This window comes from Streptomyces celluloflavus (assembly GCA_000720995.1).
Lineage (GTDB): Bacteria > Actinomycetota > Actinomycetes > Streptomycetales > Streptomycetaceae > Streptomyces > Streptomyces celluloflavus.
In genome coordinates, this window is sequence record JOEL01000015.1 from 1 (window position 1) to 16,545 (window position 16,545).

A 16,545-nucleotide genomic window follows, 5' to 3' on the forward strand; every position below is an offset into this window, starting at 1 on the left:
AGCCGGGGGGCGGGAGCGCGGGGGTGGGGGCCGGCTTCTGGTGGTCCGGCTTCCGGTGGTGCGGCTCCCGGTGGTCCGTTTGCCGGTCCGGTTCGCCGGGGTCCGCCGGTCCGGTGGGCGGCCGTGCGCGATCAGGCTGTACGGGCCGGGCGTGATCCGGCTGCGTGCCGTCCGGCTCCGCACGGCACAGCGGCACGTCCACCACGTCCCCCGGCTGCCCGTCGGGCCTCACCCGCCGCTCCCGCACGGTGCGCACCACCATCAGCGCCGCCACCGTGAGCATCAGGAGGGCGAACCCCGACATCAGCAGGGACGGGTCCAGGGCCGCGCTCCAGCGGGAGCCGAGGTAGGTGCCGGCCGTGCCCAGCGCGCCGAAGACCGCGCCGGCCGCCCAGCGGATCCGGCCCGCCCGCGCGTGACAGGCCAGGCCGGTGACGCAGCCGACCGCGACCACGACCAGGGCGCCCGCGGTCGCCTCGTGCGGTGACTGGCCGAGCAGATAGACCAGGACCGGTACGGCCAGGACCGAACCGCCGCCGCCGAGCGCGCCCAGCAGCAGGCCGATGAGCAGCCCGCACGGGAGCGCCGTGACGGCTATGCCGATGGACACGAGGCCCGCGGCGCGAGATCGACCGACCGGCTGTCGTCGGACCACTGCGCGACGAACGTGAACCGGTCGCCGCGTACCACCGTCTCGCGCCACTCCACCGGCCGTTCCCCGGCCCGGCCCAGCCGCTCGATGGCGAACGCCGCCTCGCGGTCGGCCAGTCCCAGCAGCCACGCCTGCCGGACGTCCGGCAGGAACGGATGGATCCGTTCCCGGCCGCCGGTGACCTTCACCCCGCAGCGCCGCGTCAGCTCGCTGTAGAGCGCGGTGTGCCCGAAGTCGGCGTCCAGCAGCGGTTCGGCGATCTCGGCGGGCAGATACGCGGTGTCGTGCGCGAGCGGTTCGCCGTCCGCGAGCCGCAGCCGCTCCAGGACGACCAGCGGTGCGTCCGGGGCCAGTTCCAGCTGCCCGGCGACCGTGCCGTCCACCGTCCGCTCCAGCCGCAGCACCTCGCTGCGCTGCTCCACGCCCTGGCCCTCCAGTTCGCGGAAGAGGCTGTAGAGCGAACCGAGCGGCTGCTGTATGCGGCGGGTGTCCAGCCGGCTGGCGCGGCCCCGCTCGGCGATGACCAGGCCGTCGGCGCGCAGTTTGCGCAGCGCCTCGCGGACGGTGTGCCGGCTGACCTCGTACTCACCGGTGAGCCGGTGCTCGGCCGGGAACTCCTCGGTGAACGCGCCGGCCTCCATCCGGCGGCGCAGATCGGCGAAGAGCTGGGCCCACAGGGGCAGCGGCGAGCGCCGGTCCAGGGGGCGCGGCGCGTGCTCGCCGTCCGGCGGCTCGGTCGTCATGGCGGGGTTCCTCCACGGAGGTGCGGATGAGGCGACGGCGGTGGCCGAGACGGGAGGTTCCGGGGTGCACCGGGTTGTCGTCACGTTCTCGGATGCCTAATGTACGTACATCCGTGCATCCGCACAACGCATCATGCAGTACGCCCGAGCGGGCCCGAGGCAGCGCACACGGGTTCCGCGCACCCCTGGAGGCCGACCGTGCATTTCGCGCAGTACTACCTCGACTGCCTCTCCCAGGCGTCGTACCTGATCGGCGACGAGACCACCGGACGCGCCGTCCTCGTCGATCCGCGCCGCGACATCGACGAATACCTGCGCGACGCGGAACGGGCGGGCCTGCGCATCGAGCTCGTCATCGAGACGCATCTGCACGCCGATTTCCTCTCCGGCCACCTCGAACTCGCGCGGGCGACCGGCGCCGCCATCGCCTTCGGTGAGGCCGCCGGGACCGGCTTCCCCATCCGGCGGCTACGGGACGGCGAACGCATCACCCTCGGCGACGACGAGAGCGGCGGCGTCACGCTGACCGTGCTCGCCACCCCCGGCCACACCCTCGAATCCATCTGCCTGGTCGTCCACGAACACCCCGACGACGCCGTGCCCTACGGCGTACTGACCGGCGACACCCTCTTCGTCGGCGACGTCGGCCGCCCCGATCTGCTCTCCGCCGCCGGGCACACCCCGCACGACATGGCCGTGCGCCTGCACCGCTCGCTGCACGGCAAACTCCTGGCCCTCCCCGACGCCACCCGGGTCTTTCCCGGACACGGCGCGGGCTCGGCCTGCGGCCGTAACTTGTCCACCGAGACCACCTCCACCATCGGCGAGCAGCGCCGCGTCAACTACGCCCTGCAGCCCATGCCGGAGGCCGACTTCGTCCGCCTGGTCACCGCGGACCAGCCCGCCGCCCCCGGCTACTTCGCCCACGACGTGGCCCTCAACCGCGACGGCCACCCCCTCCTGGAGCCCGGCCCGCCGCCCGCCCTCACCCTGGCGCAGGCATGCGCGGCCCGTGCCGAACAGGGCGCCGCCCTCCTCGACTGCCGCCCCCTGGCCGCCTACGCCGAGGCCCATCTCACCGGTTCGCTGCACGCCGGCCTGGACACCCGGTTCGCCGAGTACGCCGGCAGCGTGGTCGCCCCGGGCACCCCGATCGTGCTGCTCGCCGACCCCGGCTCCGAGACGGAGGCCCGCCTGCGCCTCGCCCGCATCGGCTACGACCACGTCCTCGGCCACGTCCCCGACCCGGCCACCGCCCTGGCCCGCGAACCCGCGCTGACCTCCCGCAGCAACCGCATCACGATCGATCAACTCCCGTCGGAACCCGACCAATTGATAGACGTCCGCAACCCGTCCGAACACGCCGCGGGTGCCCTCCCCAACTCACTCAACATCCCCCTGGCCGGCCTCCTCGACCGCCTCACCCACCTGGACCGCGACCGCCCCGTCATCCTCTACTGCCGCAGCGGCAACCGCTCGGCCATCGCCGCGGCGCTGCTGGAGGCGCACGGGTTCGACGAGGTGTGCGATGTGCTCGGGGGCTATGCGGCGGTCGAGGCCGGAGAACGGGAGGGGGTTGGGGTGGGGTGAGGGGGAGGGCGGGGCGAGGGGGAGTGGGGTGAGCCGCGGGGGCGCCGGGGGCGCGCGGAGGTGGTGCCGGGAGGGCGCTGACGTGGTGCCGGGAGGGCGTTTGACGTGGCGCCGGGCTCTCCGAGGTCCCGCCGGGTGCGGCCGGAGGTGCCGTCGGGCATGGCGTCGGGTTGTCGAATCTGCTGACGCTGCGTCAGTCGGTGGCGGCAGGCTACTGTCCCCGGCCATGACCGAACCCGCCCACCTGCGCGCCATCCGGGCCGCCTACGACACCGTCGCCGCCGACTACGCCACCCTCCTCCGCACGGAACTCGACACCAAACCGCTGGACCGCGCCATGCTCGCCGCGTTCGCCGAGCTGGTACGGGCCGACGACGCGGGTCCGGTCGCCGATCTCGGCTGCGGCCCCGGCCGGGTGACCGCGCACCTGCACGGCCTCGGAGTGCCCGCGTTCGGCATCGACCTGTCCCCGGAGATGGTGGCGGTGGCCCGCCGCAGCCATCCGGAGCTCCGGTTCGAGGAGGGGTCGATGACCGCGCTGGACCTGGCGGACGGCGCGCTCGGCGGCATCGTCGCCTGGTACTCGATCATCCACACCCCACCGGAGCTGCTGCCGGACGTATTCGCGGAGTTCCACCGTGTGCTGGCCCCGGGCGGCCGGCTACTGCTCGCCTTCAAGGCCGGCGACGAGCACCGCCACCTGGCGCGTGCCTACGGCCACGACCTCTCCCTGGACGTCCACTGGCTGGCCCCCGACCACGTCGCCGGCTTGGCCGACGACGCCGGTCTCACCGCGGACGCCCGCCTGATCCGCGAGCCCGACGAGCGGGAGAGACCCACTCAGGGGCGGCAGGCGTATCTCCTGGCGCACAGGCGGGGAGAGGTGGGGGCGCCTTAGCGCCGGCGTCCGTCGATCTCCAACGCAGCCTTCGGGCTGCGAGCGGTGATTTGCACAGCGCGCAGAGACTCGTCACTTTCAGCCATTGGAACGATGCTGGGGAGACTCTTGGAGAGCTTTGCCGCGCACCGTTCCCGTGCCTATTCGTCTGGGTGGGGAACGGCGCGTCCCAGAAGATGTTCGGCGCGACGGCGAAGGGGGTCGGCCAGTTCGAGGTTGTCACCGCGGATGGTGCTGTGGAGGAGCTGAGTGATGACGGCGAGTTCGGCATACCGGCCTTCAGGGGCGTTGATCACGTCGCGCAGTTCGTGACGGACGGTGGCGGCGACGGAGGGCATGAGCAGGCTGTGACTGTGGAGCACGGCCGCGTCATAGCCGGTCGGGGCGAGGCCCCAACCTTCCCAGTCGAATATGCGGAGTTCGGGCGCGCAGAGATTCGCCCAGTGAAAGTCGCCATGCGCTGTGGACCACGACGGTGCTGTGGTGTCGATCGGTGTGCCGAGGAACTGTGGCATGGCGCGCTTGAGGAAGGGCTGATGTACAGAGAGACGTTCGGTGGGTACTTGAGCGATGTCGTCCAGTCCTGCGCGGACGGCTCTCCACCAATTGGAGGGCACATCCGGGATGGCGGTCAGCGTGGCGGTTGTCGAAGCGGGCCGGGCGGTGACCCGCTCGTACAGTTCAGCGCGGTACTCCCATTGCTCGTCGCTCCAGTCGTGAACGGCGTGCAGTCGAGGGCGCGGTACGGAGTCCGGGATGGCCTGCTCGGCCGTGACGGAGCCGTCCCAGAACGTGACGTTGACCTCGTCGGACGGGGCGCAGCCGAGGCGCAGCCAGGCCGGGCCGTCGGGGGCGACGACGGGGAGGCTCAGCGTTCGGCCGTGCCACCCCCACGCCTCGTCAGCCTCCCGTTCGGGCCGGATTTCCAGTTCCGTGCAAGCGAGGCCACGGGCGGTTCGCATTCGCGCGGTGACCTCGGGGTCCTCGGGTTCCGTGAGCATCAACTGCCCTCCGATGAGGGGGTATCGGGCAGCATTGTTGACGGGTTCATCACGGTGTCACGTGCCGCCCGCGCGAGGATGCCCTGTGTTCGGCTGTCCAGGCCCATGCGGTTCCAGGCGAAGATCACGTGATGGGCAAGGATGTCCCGCACGCCTCGCTGGAGAGTGCCGAGGTGTGCCGCACTGTGCAGACCCCGCCCGGCAGTCTCGAAGGCAGCGGCCCAGGGCGCTATGAAGGCGAGCGGGGCACCCTCGTCGAACAGGGGGCTGGTGGGGCTGGTGTCGAGTTTCATCAGGACTTGTAGCGCCGTAGTCATCTCGGTCAGCCGGTTGGCGGGCGTATCGGACGGCAGAGGTCTCAGCTGTTCGACGCGGTGCCAGATGTCGCCCTGCTCGTGCGGCTCCTGACCAGCGCCGAAGAACAGAGTGCTGGACAGCAGGACGGACAGCTCCCGACGGCCGAGGGCTGTTCCCGGGAGCGCAGTGGCGTCATGGCGACGTACGTAGTCGAGGACACCCCTGCTGTCGGCATGGAAGAGATCGTGGGCGACGTCCATGCCGTGCGGACCGCCGAACGCCAGAGACTCGGGCTCGTAGATGGTCTGCCACCATCGGTCAACCAGCCCTTCGTTCATGAGCCTGCCCAGGATGTTGCTCACGGCGTTCCCGGCGTCGGCGCGGGTGGCCGCGGGGCCGGGCCGGCAGCGGAGACGCCAGCAGGGGTACTTGCGAAGGAACCACCAACCGGCGAGCGCCCCTGTGGTCTCTGCCTGCTCCAGTTGTGGATCGAGGACGGTGATGGCGGTCTGCTCGGCGGCACTCCAGTCCGCAAACCGAATGGAGACCGAGTACCAGCCACGGGCGGCCTCAGCTTGTGCTGCGAGGGCGTACGCTCCCGCGGTCTGATAGACCTCGACGGCATCAGAGAGGTCGTCGGACTTCATCCCGGCACGGGCGGCAGCCTGGTGGAGTGGGGCGCCGGCCAGAACCTCAAGAACGCTCTTGGTCACCTGGTGCGGTGAGACGGAATCTTCCACCCTTCCTCATCCCTTCCTGGCTCGGGAGCGGCTCAGTTGATCAGCAGACACGAGTCCCACCCGGAGATCGGCGGTGTGGGGTGCGCGGCGGTATGCAGGGCGAGGGCAAGTCCCGTGTCCCCTTCGAGCAGTCCGGTGCCCTCGCCAAGACCGGCGCGGCACTGCTGAATGAGACGCTCGGCCAATCCGGGCACGTGCACGCTGACCTCAGGCGTGCACGCGTCACGGGCAGTTCGCCAGACCGTCTGGTACAGCCCGGCCCAGCCATGGCAGAGGCTGATGTCCGAGATCCGGCTGAGCTGGTCCGGGTCGGACAAGCAGCTGACGAGGGTGTGTTCAGCCATCTGCTGACGTGCGGTATCCGTTGTGGCGATGGCTGCGAGCTGCTGAGCGCGGGCAAGGCCGGGCGTGCCGTAGCACCAACTCGGTCGCCCTGGGCCGAGCTGTCCCGGTCGGCCGGTACGCAGCTGGTCGCGGGTGATCCACTGCGGCCACCAAGGACCGGAGCCGGCGTGCTGCCGCCAGACGTCCAGCCAGGTGCTGATCACGTGGAGGGCTTCGTCATGCCCGTCTACGGTGATCCCTCGGCGCCGAGCCTGGGCGAGGAGCGCGAGCGGCCCGGCGATGCCGTGTGCGACGCCGAAGTTGCCGTGCCCACCGGGGAAGGCATCGGACCGCTTGACCTGGGGGTCGTGGAAGACCCACCACCCCGGCAGGGTTTCGTCGCCGGCCCGCAGCGGTTGCGTCAGGCGTACCAGGTAGGCCAGTACGCGCTCCAAAGCATCGTTGCCAGCCGCGTGTTGAAGGAGATGGGCACCGATCCCGGTTAGGCCGTGAAAGAGGTCGTACTCGCCGAAGGCAGGAAGCGCGCCGCGGTCGATACGGGCATGTGCGAGGTCGACGCGGCGGTGGGTGAGTGCGGTGACATACGCGTCCACTCCGGTGCGGGCTGGGCCGTATCGCACGATGCCGTCAGCCCCGGCCGCGTGGAGGACGAAGGCGAGAGCGGGTGCACCGAAGAGCAGGTTGGCGTCGTCCGCAGCACTCACCCCATCCCCGGCCGCGGCCGTCACCCAGCTGTGCGCGGTCTGCCAGCTGCCCTCCCCTGTGTGGGCGCGCTCGATGTGCAGCAGCGCGACGCCGGCCGCTCCCTTGGACAGGGACTGCGTACGCCATCCCAGTTCAGCGGGGAGCGGTTCGGGCGTCGTCAGCTGTCCGGCGATCTCCTGCGCGGCGGCGGACGCGGTACGGGTCAGCGCGCTCACCGCGTTCCCTTCCGTTCGTGGGCGGTCTGTCGCAGGGCCGAGGCGCGGGCCAGTCGGTGGCTGACTCGTTCGCGAGCCGGGTCGACACCGATGGTGCGGACGTGATGCATGTGGAGCAGGGATCTCAGCACGCCGTAGGGCTCGCGCTGTCGGGCAAGCTGCGTGCGGTAGGTGACAAGGGCAGCCCGGCGTCGTTCCCAGGCGCGTGTCACGTTCTCGGTGCCAGGCGCGGCGCGCAGCGTCGCCCAGTCGTCGCCGGGGTCTGCCACTCGCATCGCGACATCCCGCAGGGTCCGGTCCAACTTGCCCTGATCGTGCGGGAGATTGTTGATCAGCCAGTGCAGGCCAACGTCGGGTGTTTCTGCGTAGGAGACGGCAAGGTCAACCAGGCCGGCCGCGGTGACAGCCTCGGGCGGCAGCCCGGTGCGGACGGCGAGCGTGATCTGGGCGAGGGCAGCGGCGGAGTCGGCGGCGAACAGCTCCTCTGCCGCGTCCATCGCCTCGCCGTGGCCGTAGCGTCCAGCCTCGGGGTGATAGGTGGCGAGCTGGAGGTGCGCAAGAAGGCCGCAGCGGCGCAGATCGGCGGCCCACTCGCCGATTCGGGTGGCGGCCTGTCCGTACTGGTCGGGAGTGGGCAGGCGCAGGTAGAGGCTCAGGTACTGCTCGGCGTCAGGGCGGGTGGTGTCGTGATGACGCCGGAACCACCATTGCCGAAGGTCGGTCCAGCCGTCGAGGAGGCGGGGCAGGTGCTCAGCCAAGACTTCGTCCTGGCGGTCCGGGTGCCCGTGAACCTGCGCGTACAGCCATGGAGAGCGGCCCGGCAGATGCCCGGCGTCGCGTTCGATGGCTCGGAGGGGCGACGGCGCCATCGGTTTTCGTTCTGCGGCGCGCGGGTGGGCGAGACGCAGCGGCAGGAGGAATTCGTGGGCGCGGCCCATCCAGGCGAGATCGGCGGAGGTCGGGGCCTCCTGCAGCTCGACCTCGCGGGCCACACCGAGGCGGTTCCTGAGCAGCGCCCGGTGGAGGGGGTGGCCGAGATCGAGTGGCAGGCGCAGGTCGGACTCGCACAGAACGACGGTTTCCGGGGCGCGCAGCCGACGACGCCATGCCTCAAGAGCACCGTCCCATTCGGCCGACGGGGCGGCAGGCCGGGGAAGGTCTGCTGCTGTCAGGAGCCAGCGTGCCGGCGAGAGCACGGTCCGGCCGTGGCGCAGCCGCGGCAGGTACGGCAGACGTATCGCGGCTCCCCAGTCGAACGCCTTGTAGACGGCGCAGCGAGCGGTGGTGATCTCGGCGAGGAAGCGGGCGAGTGGCGGAGTGAGGGTGCCCGCTTCCAGGGCGTGCACGACCCGCGGTTCGATGTGCCTGCCGGTCGATAGCTGTACCAGGTGGAGCTGGCGAGCGTCTGCAGTGACCGCGAGGTCGCGTACTTGGATGAGATCAGGGTGGGGATCGCGGTGCTCAGACAGGGAGATCGTGTGCGGGAGCAGCTGGGACGTCCGGACCACGTTCTCGCTGCGCCGCCGGCGTGGGAAGAACGACAGCTGGGCGGCGATGGCCTCAGGATCGTCCGTACTCAGGGCGGCGTACGTGTCGGACAGGCTCCTGCGGTCGGCCTCGGGCAGCAGGTCGGTGAACCGTCCGGCCATGCTGCTGCCGGGGCGTGGGGTTGCTGTGACGAGCAGGCGAAACGCCCCGTCCCCTATGGCCTGCGGTGAGGCGGCGTGGATCTGAAAGGCGAGTTCGGCGCGCGGTGGCGGGAGCATCTCTGAGAGGTTGCCGACGGCCAGCCTGCGGACCACGGGCTCGGTCAGCGCGATCTCTTCAGCACCATCGATGACGGCCTGCTGGACAAGGGCGAGCAGGGTTTCGTCGCGTTCGGTGAGCGTGCGCGCGGTGTTCGTCACTGGCGAGCCCAGGTATCCGGCGGGCAGCCCCAGCCCGGTGTCGCCGACCAGCTCGGGCACGGGGACGACGGCCCCCACTCCGTACCGCTGCCGAAACCGGACGTGGAAGTCCTTCCATCGGGGATAGCCGAACGGGTAGGGCGTCAGGCGCAGCAGAGCGGAGGCAGCGGTCTCGGCCTCGCGGATTACCGCCTCGGGAAGGGATACGTCGCAGTCCAGGGCTGTATCGACAACCAGCTGCTGTGGGGCGATATCGCATATCGCGTTCATCCGCTCAGCCACCGTTGCTCTCATGGCGTGGGCGGCGGTGGGGGATGCGGCGTCGTTGTGGCACGACAGGTCTTCGTGAATCACCCGCAGGTGCTGCACCAAGCCGGCGAGGTCGGGTAGCTCGTCGGCATCAGCCGCCTCAAGCTGCGCCCGGAGGTGTCCCAGGGCGTCCGGGACAGTCATCGGCGCTCGGAGGTTGGTGAGCAGGAGGTGCTGGGTGACGAGTTCGGCCAGGAGGGAACTGATCTGCTTCGGCGGTACGGTCGGGTAGTCAGCGACCAGCAGTGCGACAAGTTCCCCGAAGCGGATGGGCTGGCGAGCAGCCTCCGTCGCGGTACGCACCGGTCGCGTGTGACCGACGGATATCTCGATCGGCGCGAGTACGCCAGGACGGTCGTCGGGCGGCTCGCCCGGGGCGGCGAGTCGGTCCCCGCGCACGAACGCGACGGGGTTCGTGACCACCAACAGGCGTTCCAGCAGGCGGGGGTGCCGCTCCAGACGGGCGACGACGGCCCCCAACCACTGCGCGTCCGCCCTGGCGACTGTGCGGTGGCTCTCTCCCCAGCGCACGTGAGCGTCGGTGCCGACTTGAGCCGTGCTGACTCCGGCGAACAGACCGAACGGGGTGGCTCGTCCTTGCCAGCGCAACTGGTACGAGGCCAAGGACACCACGAGGCGGCGCACTTGGCGGGCATCGACTGCCCGTCCGTCAATCAGCCCGGAAATCTGCTGGGCCAGCACAGGACTGGCGGTCTCGACGGCACGCCGGGCCTCATCGTGCTGCCACACCTGCTTCAGCCAGGCCAGTCCCTCGGCCACAGCTACCTCGGGAGAACCGGTGAGAGGCGGTCCCTCGGTGAGTAGCGCCCTGTCTGGCTGCGTCGTGGCGCGTACCAGGGGTACGCCGGCCAGTCGGTACAGCAGCCGGTCCGCTCCTGCTGTCATCAGCTCCTCTTCCCTTTCGACAGCGTGCGGGGGTAGATGTCGCCGGTGGCGCCGGCAGGGCTGTCCGCCTGGCCGGCGCCACCAACAGGGATCAGCGTCAGGCCGGGTCGCCCACGAACGAGGTGCAGGCCGTGCCGGAGCAGCTGGAGCCGCAGTTGTCGCTGGTGTCGCGCAACAGGTCACGGACCGGCACGCCGGACTCGATGACGCGGACGTCGAGCGTGAATTCCACATCGACCTGGGTGGCCGTGGCTTCGATATTCATGCTGTTCGCTCCTTCTGGATGAGTTGGTGCGGGTTGCCCTGGCTCGCCGGAGACAGGCCCTCCGACGGCCAGGAGATGAGGACGCGGACATGCCGCTTGTTGATGACTCGCCCCTCAGGGAGCTGTTCATCGGGGGTATCGGCCGGGTAAGCCGTGATGCTCGGGCCAGGCCCGCCGCGGTGGTCACGGCTCCAGACACGGATCTGCTCGGCCATGGCGTCGGCGAGCGCGGCGGCATCCGGCCCGAAGGCGTGCGCTCCGAACTCGAACACCGGATCCGGTTCCTCGCCCAGTTTCCGCAAGGCGAGATAGGCGAAAGCTCCTCCCTCGACCACGGCCGGGCAAGCCATCTTGTTCTGGGGGGAGACCAGGCCCGTGTCCAGCTTCGGGTCGACTGCGAGGAGACAGAAGCCGTCCAGTGCCGTGGCCAGCCACATCTGGAGCGTGTCGAACTGCTCCCCACGGGGGATCCTCACCCCCGACCACACCTCGACTCGCTCGGTGTCGAGCGCACCGTTCAGCAAGTCCGGGTCGGCCGGCCACTCGTCATCGAACCGCAGACCGATCTCCTTGCCGCGCAGAAGCAGCAGTCGTTCCCGGTGCGCTCCCGCGCCCTGCATCGTGACGAAGCCGCAGATCTTCGCCGACTGGCTGACCAGGCGATCTCCGGCTCGGACGAAGGTGATCGATCGGGTCAGGCCCCGCATCCGAAGGGGAACTGTGATGGTTCCTCCTTCAGCGAGCTGGTCCACCCAGGCCGGCGGGATGTCCCAGCTGCCGACGGTGACGACCGTCCTGTCGTACGGGGCATGCTCGGCGCATCCCTCCTCGCCATCCGTCAGTACGACATTCACGCGGGCGTATCCGGCCCCCTTCAGACAGGCGCGGGCGCGGTCGGTGACATCTGCGTCGATGTCGATGGTCGTGATCTCACCGCCCGTGCCGACCAGCTCAGCCATCAGCGCGGCGTTGTAGCCACCGGAACCGATCTCCAGGCCCCGGTGACCGGGACGAAGCCCCGCTTGCTCCAGCATGGTGGCCTGGATTTCCGGCGCGGACACCGAGCTGATAGTGATCCCGTTCGCGTCGCGCTTCGTGGCCACAACGGCATGGGCGTACGCCTTCTCCAGGGGCGCTCCGGGGGCGAACAGATGCCGGGGCACCTTACGGAATGCCTCTTCGACCTCCTTCGACTCGATCGTGTGCTGGGCCACAAGCTCATTCACGAGCCTGTCTCGCAGCTCAGCTGCGGAGGCCGAGTCGGCGGTCACTTCGGTCACGCGCTGTTCCCTTCTTGCACTGCACTGGGTGGTGACTGACTTGCGGTTGCACGAGGTCACCTCTGGTGGGCCAGGTCATTGCTGTCGAACAACTCCACTGTGTTCTCAGGTGTGTTGACCCTTCCCAGTGCCTCCTTCGGGAGGTTAGTCACTGAGTTGCTCCATCTCGGCCTTGCTCGCCGACCCGACCGTGGGATCTGTTGATTCCGACAGAGTGACGGCTGGGAATGTCCGAAAGCCGGTCGCCACCCAGAGCGAGTCCCACGATGTGGTGGCCTGAGGGATCGAGGCGCACCTCCCTTGGTCAATCGAATCCGGAGTGGTGAAGCCGGCGGGTGAAGGCGCCGCTATCGCAGCCGGCGTCGGTGGCGATCCGCCCGCGGCGAGTGAGGCAGTAGCGCGTGAAGCGGTCGAGTTCGGTGTCGGTGATCATCCGTAAGGTCTGGTCGTTTTGCTCCCAGGCGTTCCAGCTCGTGACGGAAGCCGGACGCGGATTCCCGCTCGACCATCCTGCAATGGCTGAGGAGCCAGCCGTTCGGCGTCTTTGGCGGTCGGGAGTGCAGACTCCAGGCTGAGGATCAGGTCCAGGTCGTCGTCAAGGTCCTCGTCGTTGACGAAGGAGTCGTGCAGCCTGTCCAGCAGGCTCACCGTCGTTCCGTCGTCTACGGGCCGTGCGGGCTCGGCGACCACCTCGCGCCGGGTGTCGTCGTGGCGCATAGGGAATGGGGGGTAGATCAGTGTGGCATTCATGCCACGGTCTCCCTGGCAGTGCAGAACTCGACCCACACGTCCTTACCTCCGGGGTTCGGGCTGGCGCCCCAGGCGTCGACTGTCTTGCTGATCAGGAACAATCCGCGCCCGCTCTCGGCGGACCAGTCCGGTTCGCGGATCACGGGGAGGTCCCGGCATCTGTCGCTGACGACGATGCGCACGCCCGTGGGCGAGGACTGGAGGAGAAGGGTGCAGGCAGCGGATCCCGCGTGTTTGTGCACGTTGGAGAGCAGTTCTGTGACGCACATACTGGCGGGGCGGACCAATTCGCCATGGCCCCAATGCCGCAGGTGCGCGCCGACGATCCGGCGGATGCACCCCAGGTCCTTCGGGCGAACGGTCAGTTCCTGTCGGTACTGCCGCGTGTCTATTGCTGTCATGACGGCCATGGCTCGCAGGCCATCGTCGAGTCCGGCCGACGGGGAGAGATGAGCAGAACCTTGCCCTGCTCGTTCAGCTGGCTTCGTCATGATCCGACACCTGTCACAGTAGGTGGTACGGGAGTTGACCGGGCGCCGCTGCGTCGCAGGGGTCGAGACGGGTGAGGCCGTCCCCATCGCGCAGCGGGCGCGCCGGCTGAACCGCGCGACTGCCTGCCCCTCCTCGAAGCCGACCGCCGGTGGTTCAACTACGGTCATGCATGTGCGAGTTACTGTGCAAGCGCAACGGCTAGGGCTCTAAAATTGGCAAATGCCCGAGCAGTGACAGGGGCTTGCCGGACCAGTGACAGGGGGTGGCACACTCAGGGGCACGGCATGCGCCAACGCCCCGTAAAGGCCACAGCGGGCACCGGCAGGGGTCTCGTCAGCACCCACAGCCTGAATCGGTGAAAGGACAGCAAGGTGGCAGCGAAGCGCGGAGCGACGTTCCGACGCAGAGAGCTCGGCAAGGAGCTGAGGAAGCTCCGGGAGAAGAAGGACCTCACGCTTCAGGAAGTGGCCAAGGAGCTGGGGTTCTCGCACACCAAACTGGCGCGTGTCGAAATTGGAGAGAACGACCTACCTCGCGTGGGCGATCTCGAAGCCCTCCTGGACCTCTACGACGGCAATCTGGTGAGAGAGGATCGGGAGACGCTGCTCCAGCTCCATCGGGAGTCGTTGAGCAAGGAGCCGTGGACGCCCTACAAGGCGTTCATGCCGTCAAAGATGCCGACGTACCGGGGTTTGGAGCAGGACGCGACGGTGATGCGCGCCTTCCAGCCCAACTTCGTGTTCGGTCTTCTGCAGACGGAGGGATACGCGCATGCCTTGTTCATGGTCGCGAAGCCTGTGGACGAGACGACCACCGAGTACGTCGAACAGAACGTCCGACTTCGACTGGAGCGAAAGGACCTGATCACCAGGTCCGATAACCCGCTCGAACTTCGCGTCATCATGGACGAGACCGCCGTGCGACGGATGGTAGGCGGGCCTGACGTCATGCGGGAGCAGTACGACGAGATCGTGGAGCTCAGCCGCCTGGAGAACGTGACCATCCAGATCCTCACCCACGACATCGTCACCTACCGTTCCGAGAGCAACTTCGCGATTCTCGACTTCGCCGATGCTCTCGCCCCCGTCGTCCAGGTGGACATGCCGAACACCATCAGCGTCACGGACGAACGGCGCGAGGTCCAGAGGAATGTTCGCCGATTCGACGCCATGCGCGACGGCGCCCTGCCTCCGGCCCGCACGGCCGGGTTCCTGCAACAACTAGCACGAGAGCGGAAGTAGCCATCAACGCATACATCACGGCCCCTGACGTGGCCGACGAATCCGCCTGGTTCAAGTCCTCCTACAGCAACGACACCGGTGGTTCCTGCGTAGAGATCGCAGACCTGAACGGCAAGGTCGGTATCCGCGACTCCAAGGACCCGCATGGCCCAGCCTTTGTCCTTCCCGTCGGTTCCTGGTCCAACTTCATCAGGGCAGTGACGAACGGCAAGTTCGGCAACTGACGAGTCCGCGAAGACCGAGAGCGTCCCTCCTCAACCACAGTGAGGAGGGACGACGCTCTTCGCTTCAAGGCTCTACTTGTTCGAAACGGGAAGACGATCACTGTTACTGGCGAGACGACTATGCTCGCCCGGCTCGCGGGCACCAGCCGCGTCGCTGCCAAAGCCGTCTCCCCCTCGTCGTCCTCGTGGCTCGCCCAGGAATGAAATCAGCTGTTGTCCGTGAGGTTGAGGCCACGCTGCGCTGCGGCAGGGATCGCAGGCCAACCGGTATCTACCAGTGCCCCGTCAGGCCAACGTGCATCGCGACATCCAATCCAGACAGCAACGGCGTGCAACCCGGGGGAGCCGTGGCCACCCGGACGGCCGGCCCGCCCCCGCTGCCCGCTGGGCCAGCAGAGACGGCCACCGGCCCGCCCCGGAACCGCGGCCCCCGTACGGCCGCCCCCACAGCACCACCTCACCCGTCGGAGTCGGCCCCCGTCCCCCGCCGCCCCCGCGTGGCCCCCCGCACCGCCCGTACCCCGCCCGGCACCAGGGGCAGTGCCAGAGCCAGCGAGGCGAGCAGGCAGACCGCGGCCGGGCCGAGGAGTGAGGGGTGGGGGCCCGTGCCGGTGAGGGTGAGGCCGAGGCCCGCGGTGAGGGTCAGGGCGGACTTGGTCACTCCGGATGCCTCGCCCGCGCGGGCCGGGTGGACGACGGCCTGGGTGCCGGTGAGGGCCAGGCCGCCCGCCACGCCCAGTGCGGCCGCGGCTCCGGTCGTGGCGGCCAGCAGGGTGGGTGTGGTGGTACCGGGCCCGGTGGACCGGAGCGCGGCCGCGGCGGTGGCCAGGCAGAGCGCCATCACCGGTACGGCGGCGGCGGGCCGCACTCGGCCGGCGAGGGGGCCGCCGGCGGCCAGCGCGGCGGCCGGGACGAGGAAGGCGACCCCCGCCCCCAGCACCGACAGCCCCCGCTCCTCCTGGAGCGTCAGCGGGACGGCGAACAGCAGGGCCACGGTCGCGGAGTTGGCGACCGCACCGGCCGCCGTCAGCCGGACGTACGGCCGGTTGCGGAAGAGTGCGAGGTCCACCAGCGGGGCCCGGGAGCGCCGCTCGGCCCGTACGAACGCCGCGCCCAGCAGTGCCGCGCCGGCCGCCCAGCCCCAGGCCGCGCCGTGCTCCACCCACCGGGAGAGGCAGATCAGCGCGCCGGTCGCGGCGGCCGCGCCGGGGAGGTCGAGGCGGTGTCCCGGGCCCGGGTCGCGGGACTCGGCCGCCCGCCGGGCGCACAGCGCGGCCGCCGCGGTGAGCGGCACCGTCAGCCAGAAGACGGCCCGCCAGGAGACGGCCTCGGCGAGGGCGCCGCCGAGGAACGGCCCGCAGACGGTGGCCAGGCCGGCCAGTCCCAGTGCCCGGCCGGTCGCCCGGCGGCCGTGCCCCGGGGGGAAGGAGGTGGTGAGCAGGGCCAGCCCGGCGGGCATGATCAGCGCGCCGCCCGCGCCCTGGAGGATCCGGGCCGCCACCAGGAAGGGCAGCGACGGGGCGAGTGCGCAGAGGGCGGCGGCGGTGCCGAAGAACGCCAGGCCGAGGCGGAGCATCCGGCGCCTGCCGTACAGATCGCCCAGCCGTCCGGCGACCGGCATCAGCGATCCGGCGGCCAACAGGTAGCCGCTGATCACCCAGGGGGCGGCGGTAGCGGACCCAGGTAGGGCGGCGCGGACGACGGGCAGCGCCAGGTTCAGCGCGAAGGAGTCCAGCTGGACGCAGAAGGTGCCGGTGGCGACGGCGGCGAGTGCCCAGCGGGCGGGTGGGGGATATGGCGCTGCGGCTGTACGGCGGGGGGACGCGGGCACGGGGACACCTCTCACGGGTGGGTGGGATGCGGGGGTGTGAGAGGGGGAGGGGTGCACCGGAAGGGGGCCGGGAGGCCCGGGTGGCTCGCGAGGGCGGTGTGACCGGCCGGGGGCGCGAAAAGGCGCGAGGGGGCGCGAGCGGGTGCGGGAAAGG

16 protein-coding genes are annotated in these 16,545 nt (G+C 69.9%); 4 read left to right on the plus strand and 12 right to left on the minus strand.

The window, feature by feature from the left end:
* Together IH09_RS39925 and IH09_RS16035 are read right to left on the minus strand one after the other, a co-directional pair.
* On the minus strand, window positions 1-610 hold a 610-nt coding region (locus tag IH09_RS39925), incomplete at its 3' end, for a sulfite exporter TauE/SafE family protein (RefSeq protein WP_318279468.1).
* The gene (locus tag IH09_RS16035) at window positions 595-1,395 is read right to left on the minus strand and encodes a GntR family transcriptional regulator (RefSeq protein ID WP_052856949.1); all 801 of its coding nucleotides are present in this window, start codon (window positions 1,393-1,395) and stop codon (window positions 595-597) included. The genes IH09_RS16035 and IH09_RS39925, both read right to left, overlap by 16 nt.
* Before the next feature lie 198 nt (window positions 1,396-1,593).
* Here IH09_RS16035 and IH09_RS16040 point away from each other — a divergent pair, with 198 nt between their 5' ends.
* A complete protein-coding gene (locus tag IH09_RS16040; protein WP_052856950.1) occupies window positions 1,594-2,985 on the plus strand; it encodes a rhodanese-like domain-containing protein in 1,392 nt (463 codons plus the stop codon).
* Window positions 2,986-3,211: 226 nt separating this feature from the next.
* On the plus strand, window positions 3,212-3,883 hold the full coding sequence (locus IH09_RS16045; protein ID WP_052856951.1) for a class I SAM-dependent DNA methyltransferase: 672 nt from the start codon (window positions 3,212-3,214) through the stop codon (window positions 3,881-3,883).
* 140 nt (window positions 3,884-4,023) lie between these two features.
* Here the strand turns inward: IH09_RS16045 and IH09_RS16050 are convergent, their stop codons facing one another.
* The 9 genes from IH09_RS16050 to IH09_RS16080 all read right to left on the minus strand — a co-directional run bounded on the left by IH09_RS16050 (window position 4,024) and on the right by IH09_RS16080 (window position 13,094).
* Window positions 4,024-4,884 (minus strand): hypothetical protein, encoded by an 861-nt coding sequence (locus tag IH09_RS16050; protein WP_110952340.1) that lies wholly within the window; start codon window positions 4,882-4,884, stop codon window positions 4,024-4,026.
* Entirely contained in the window at window positions 4,884-5,894 is a 1,011-nt protein-coding gene (locus tag IH09_RS16055) for a thiopeptide-type bacteriocin biosynthesis protein (RefSeq protein ID WP_318279469.1), read from the minus strand. The genes IH09_RS16050 and IH09_RS16055 overlap by 1 nt, the downstream gene beginning before the upstream one ends.
* A gap of 59 nt (window positions 5,895-5,953) precedes the next feature.
* Window positions 5,954-7,186, minus strand: a complete 1,233-nt coding sequence (locus IH09_RS16060; RefSeq protein ID WP_052856953.1) for a lanthionine synthetase LanC family protein — start codon at window positions 7,184-7,186, stop codon at window positions 5,954-5,956.
* Window positions 7,183-10,182, minus strand: coding sequence for a lantibiotic dehydratase (locus IH09_RS16065; RefSeq protein WP_318279470.1), 3,000 nt, complete (start codon window positions 10,180-10,182; stop codon window positions 7,183-7,185). Before IH09_RS16065 ends, IH09_RS16060 begins: the two co-directional genes overlap by 4 nt.
* A 223-nt stretch (window positions 10,183-10,405) precedes the next feature.
* Window positions 10,406-10,573, minus strand: coding sequence for an FxLD family lanthipeptide (locus tag IH09_RS37280; protein ID WP_110952341.1), 168 nt, complete (start codon window positions 10,571-10,573; stop codon window positions 10,406-10,408).
* On the minus strand, window positions 10,570-11,853 hold the full coding sequence (gene fxlM / locus IH09_RS16070; protein ID WP_052856955.1) for a methyltransferase, FxLD system: 1,284 nt from the start codon (window positions 11,851-11,853) through the stop codon (window positions 10,570-10,572). The genes IH09_RS37280 and fxlM overlap by 4 nt, the downstream gene beginning before the upstream one ends.
* Before the next feature lie 304 nt (window positions 11,854-12,157).
* On the minus strand, window positions 12,158-12,286 hold the full coding sequence (locus tag IH09_RS39930; protein WP_275126254.1) for a hypothetical protein: 129 nt from the start codon (window positions 12,284-12,286) through the stop codon (window positions 12,158-12,160).
* Window positions 12,283-12,603 carry a hypothetical protein gene (locus IH09_RS16075; RefSeq protein WP_190233313.1) on the minus strand — a complete coding sequence of 107 codons (321 nt, stop codon included), beginning with the start codon at window positions 12,601-12,603 and terminating at the stop codon, window positions 12,283-12,285. The genes IH09_RS39930 and IH09_RS16075 overlap by 4 nt, the downstream gene beginning before the upstream one ends.
* Window positions 12,600-13,094 (minus strand): ATP-binding protein, encoded by a 495-nt coding sequence (locus IH09_RS16080; protein WP_240150813.1) that lies wholly within the window; start codon window positions 13,092-13,094, stop codon window positions 12,600-12,602. Before IH09_RS16080 ends, IH09_RS16075 begins: the two co-directional genes overlap by 4 nt.
* Window positions 13,095-13,466: 372 nt before the next feature.
* Between IH09_RS16080 and IH09_RS16085 the strand changes: the two genes are divergently transcribed.
* Both IH09_RS16085 and IH09_RS16090 read left to right on the plus strand, forming a co-directional pair.
* Window positions 13,467-14,336 (plus strand): Scr1 family TA system antitoxin-like transcriptional regulator, encoded by an 870-nt coding sequence (locus IH09_RS16085; RefSeq protein WP_052856957.1) that lies wholly within the window; start codon window positions 13,467-13,469, stop codon window positions 14,334-14,336.
* A gap of 29 nt (window positions 14,337-14,365) precedes the next feature.
* Window positions 14,366-14,560: a DUF397 domain-containing protein gene (locus IH09_RS16090; RefSeq protein ID WP_052856958.1), complete on the plus strand. Its 195-nt coding sequence runs from the start codon at window positions 14,366-14,368 to the stop codon at window positions 14,558-14,560.
* A gap of 457 nt (window positions 14,561-15,017) precedes the next feature.
* Here the strand turns inward: IH09_RS16090 and IH09_RS16095 are convergent, their stop codons facing one another.
* On the minus strand, window positions 15,018-16,391 hold the full coding sequence (locus IH09_RS16095; RefSeq protein ID WP_110952342.1) for an MFS transporter: 1,374 nt from the start codon (window positions 16,389-16,391) through the stop codon (window positions 15,018-15,020).
* Window positions 16,392-16,545: the final 154 nt, after the last annotated feature.

What these genes read in the sequence shown, in the direction of transcription:
- IH09_RS16050 (WP_110952340.1), bottom strand. Translation starts at nt 4,884, where the DNA reads ATGCTCACGGAACCCGAGGACCCCGAGGTCACCGCGCGAATGCGAACC.
- IH09_RS16080 (WP_240150813.1), bottom strand. Translation starts at nt 13,094, where the DNA reads ATGACGAAGCCAGCTGAACGAGCAGGGCAAGGTTCTGCTCATCTCTCC.
- IH09_RS16045 (WP_052856951.1), top strand. Translation starts at nt 3,212, where the DNA reads ATGACCGAACCCGCCCACCTGCGCGCCATCCGGGCCGCCTACGACACC.
- IH09_RS39930 (WP_275126254.1), bottom strand. Translation starts at nt 12,286, where the DNA reads ATGATCACCGACACCGAACTCGACCGCTTCACGCGCTACTGCCTCACT.
- IH09_RS16075 (WP_190233313.1), bottom strand. Translation starts at nt 12,603, where the DNA reads ATGAATGCCACACTGATCTACCCCCCATTCCCTATGCGCCACGACGAC.
- IH09_RS37280 (WP_110952341.1), bottom strand. Translation starts at nt 10,573, where the DNA reads ATGAATATCGAAGCCACGGCCACCCAGGTCGATGTGGAATTCACGCTC.
- IH09_RS16035 (WP_052856949.1), bottom strand. Translation starts at nt 1,395, where the DNA reads ATGACGACCGAGCCGCCGGACGGCGAGCACGCGCCGCGCCCCCTGGAC.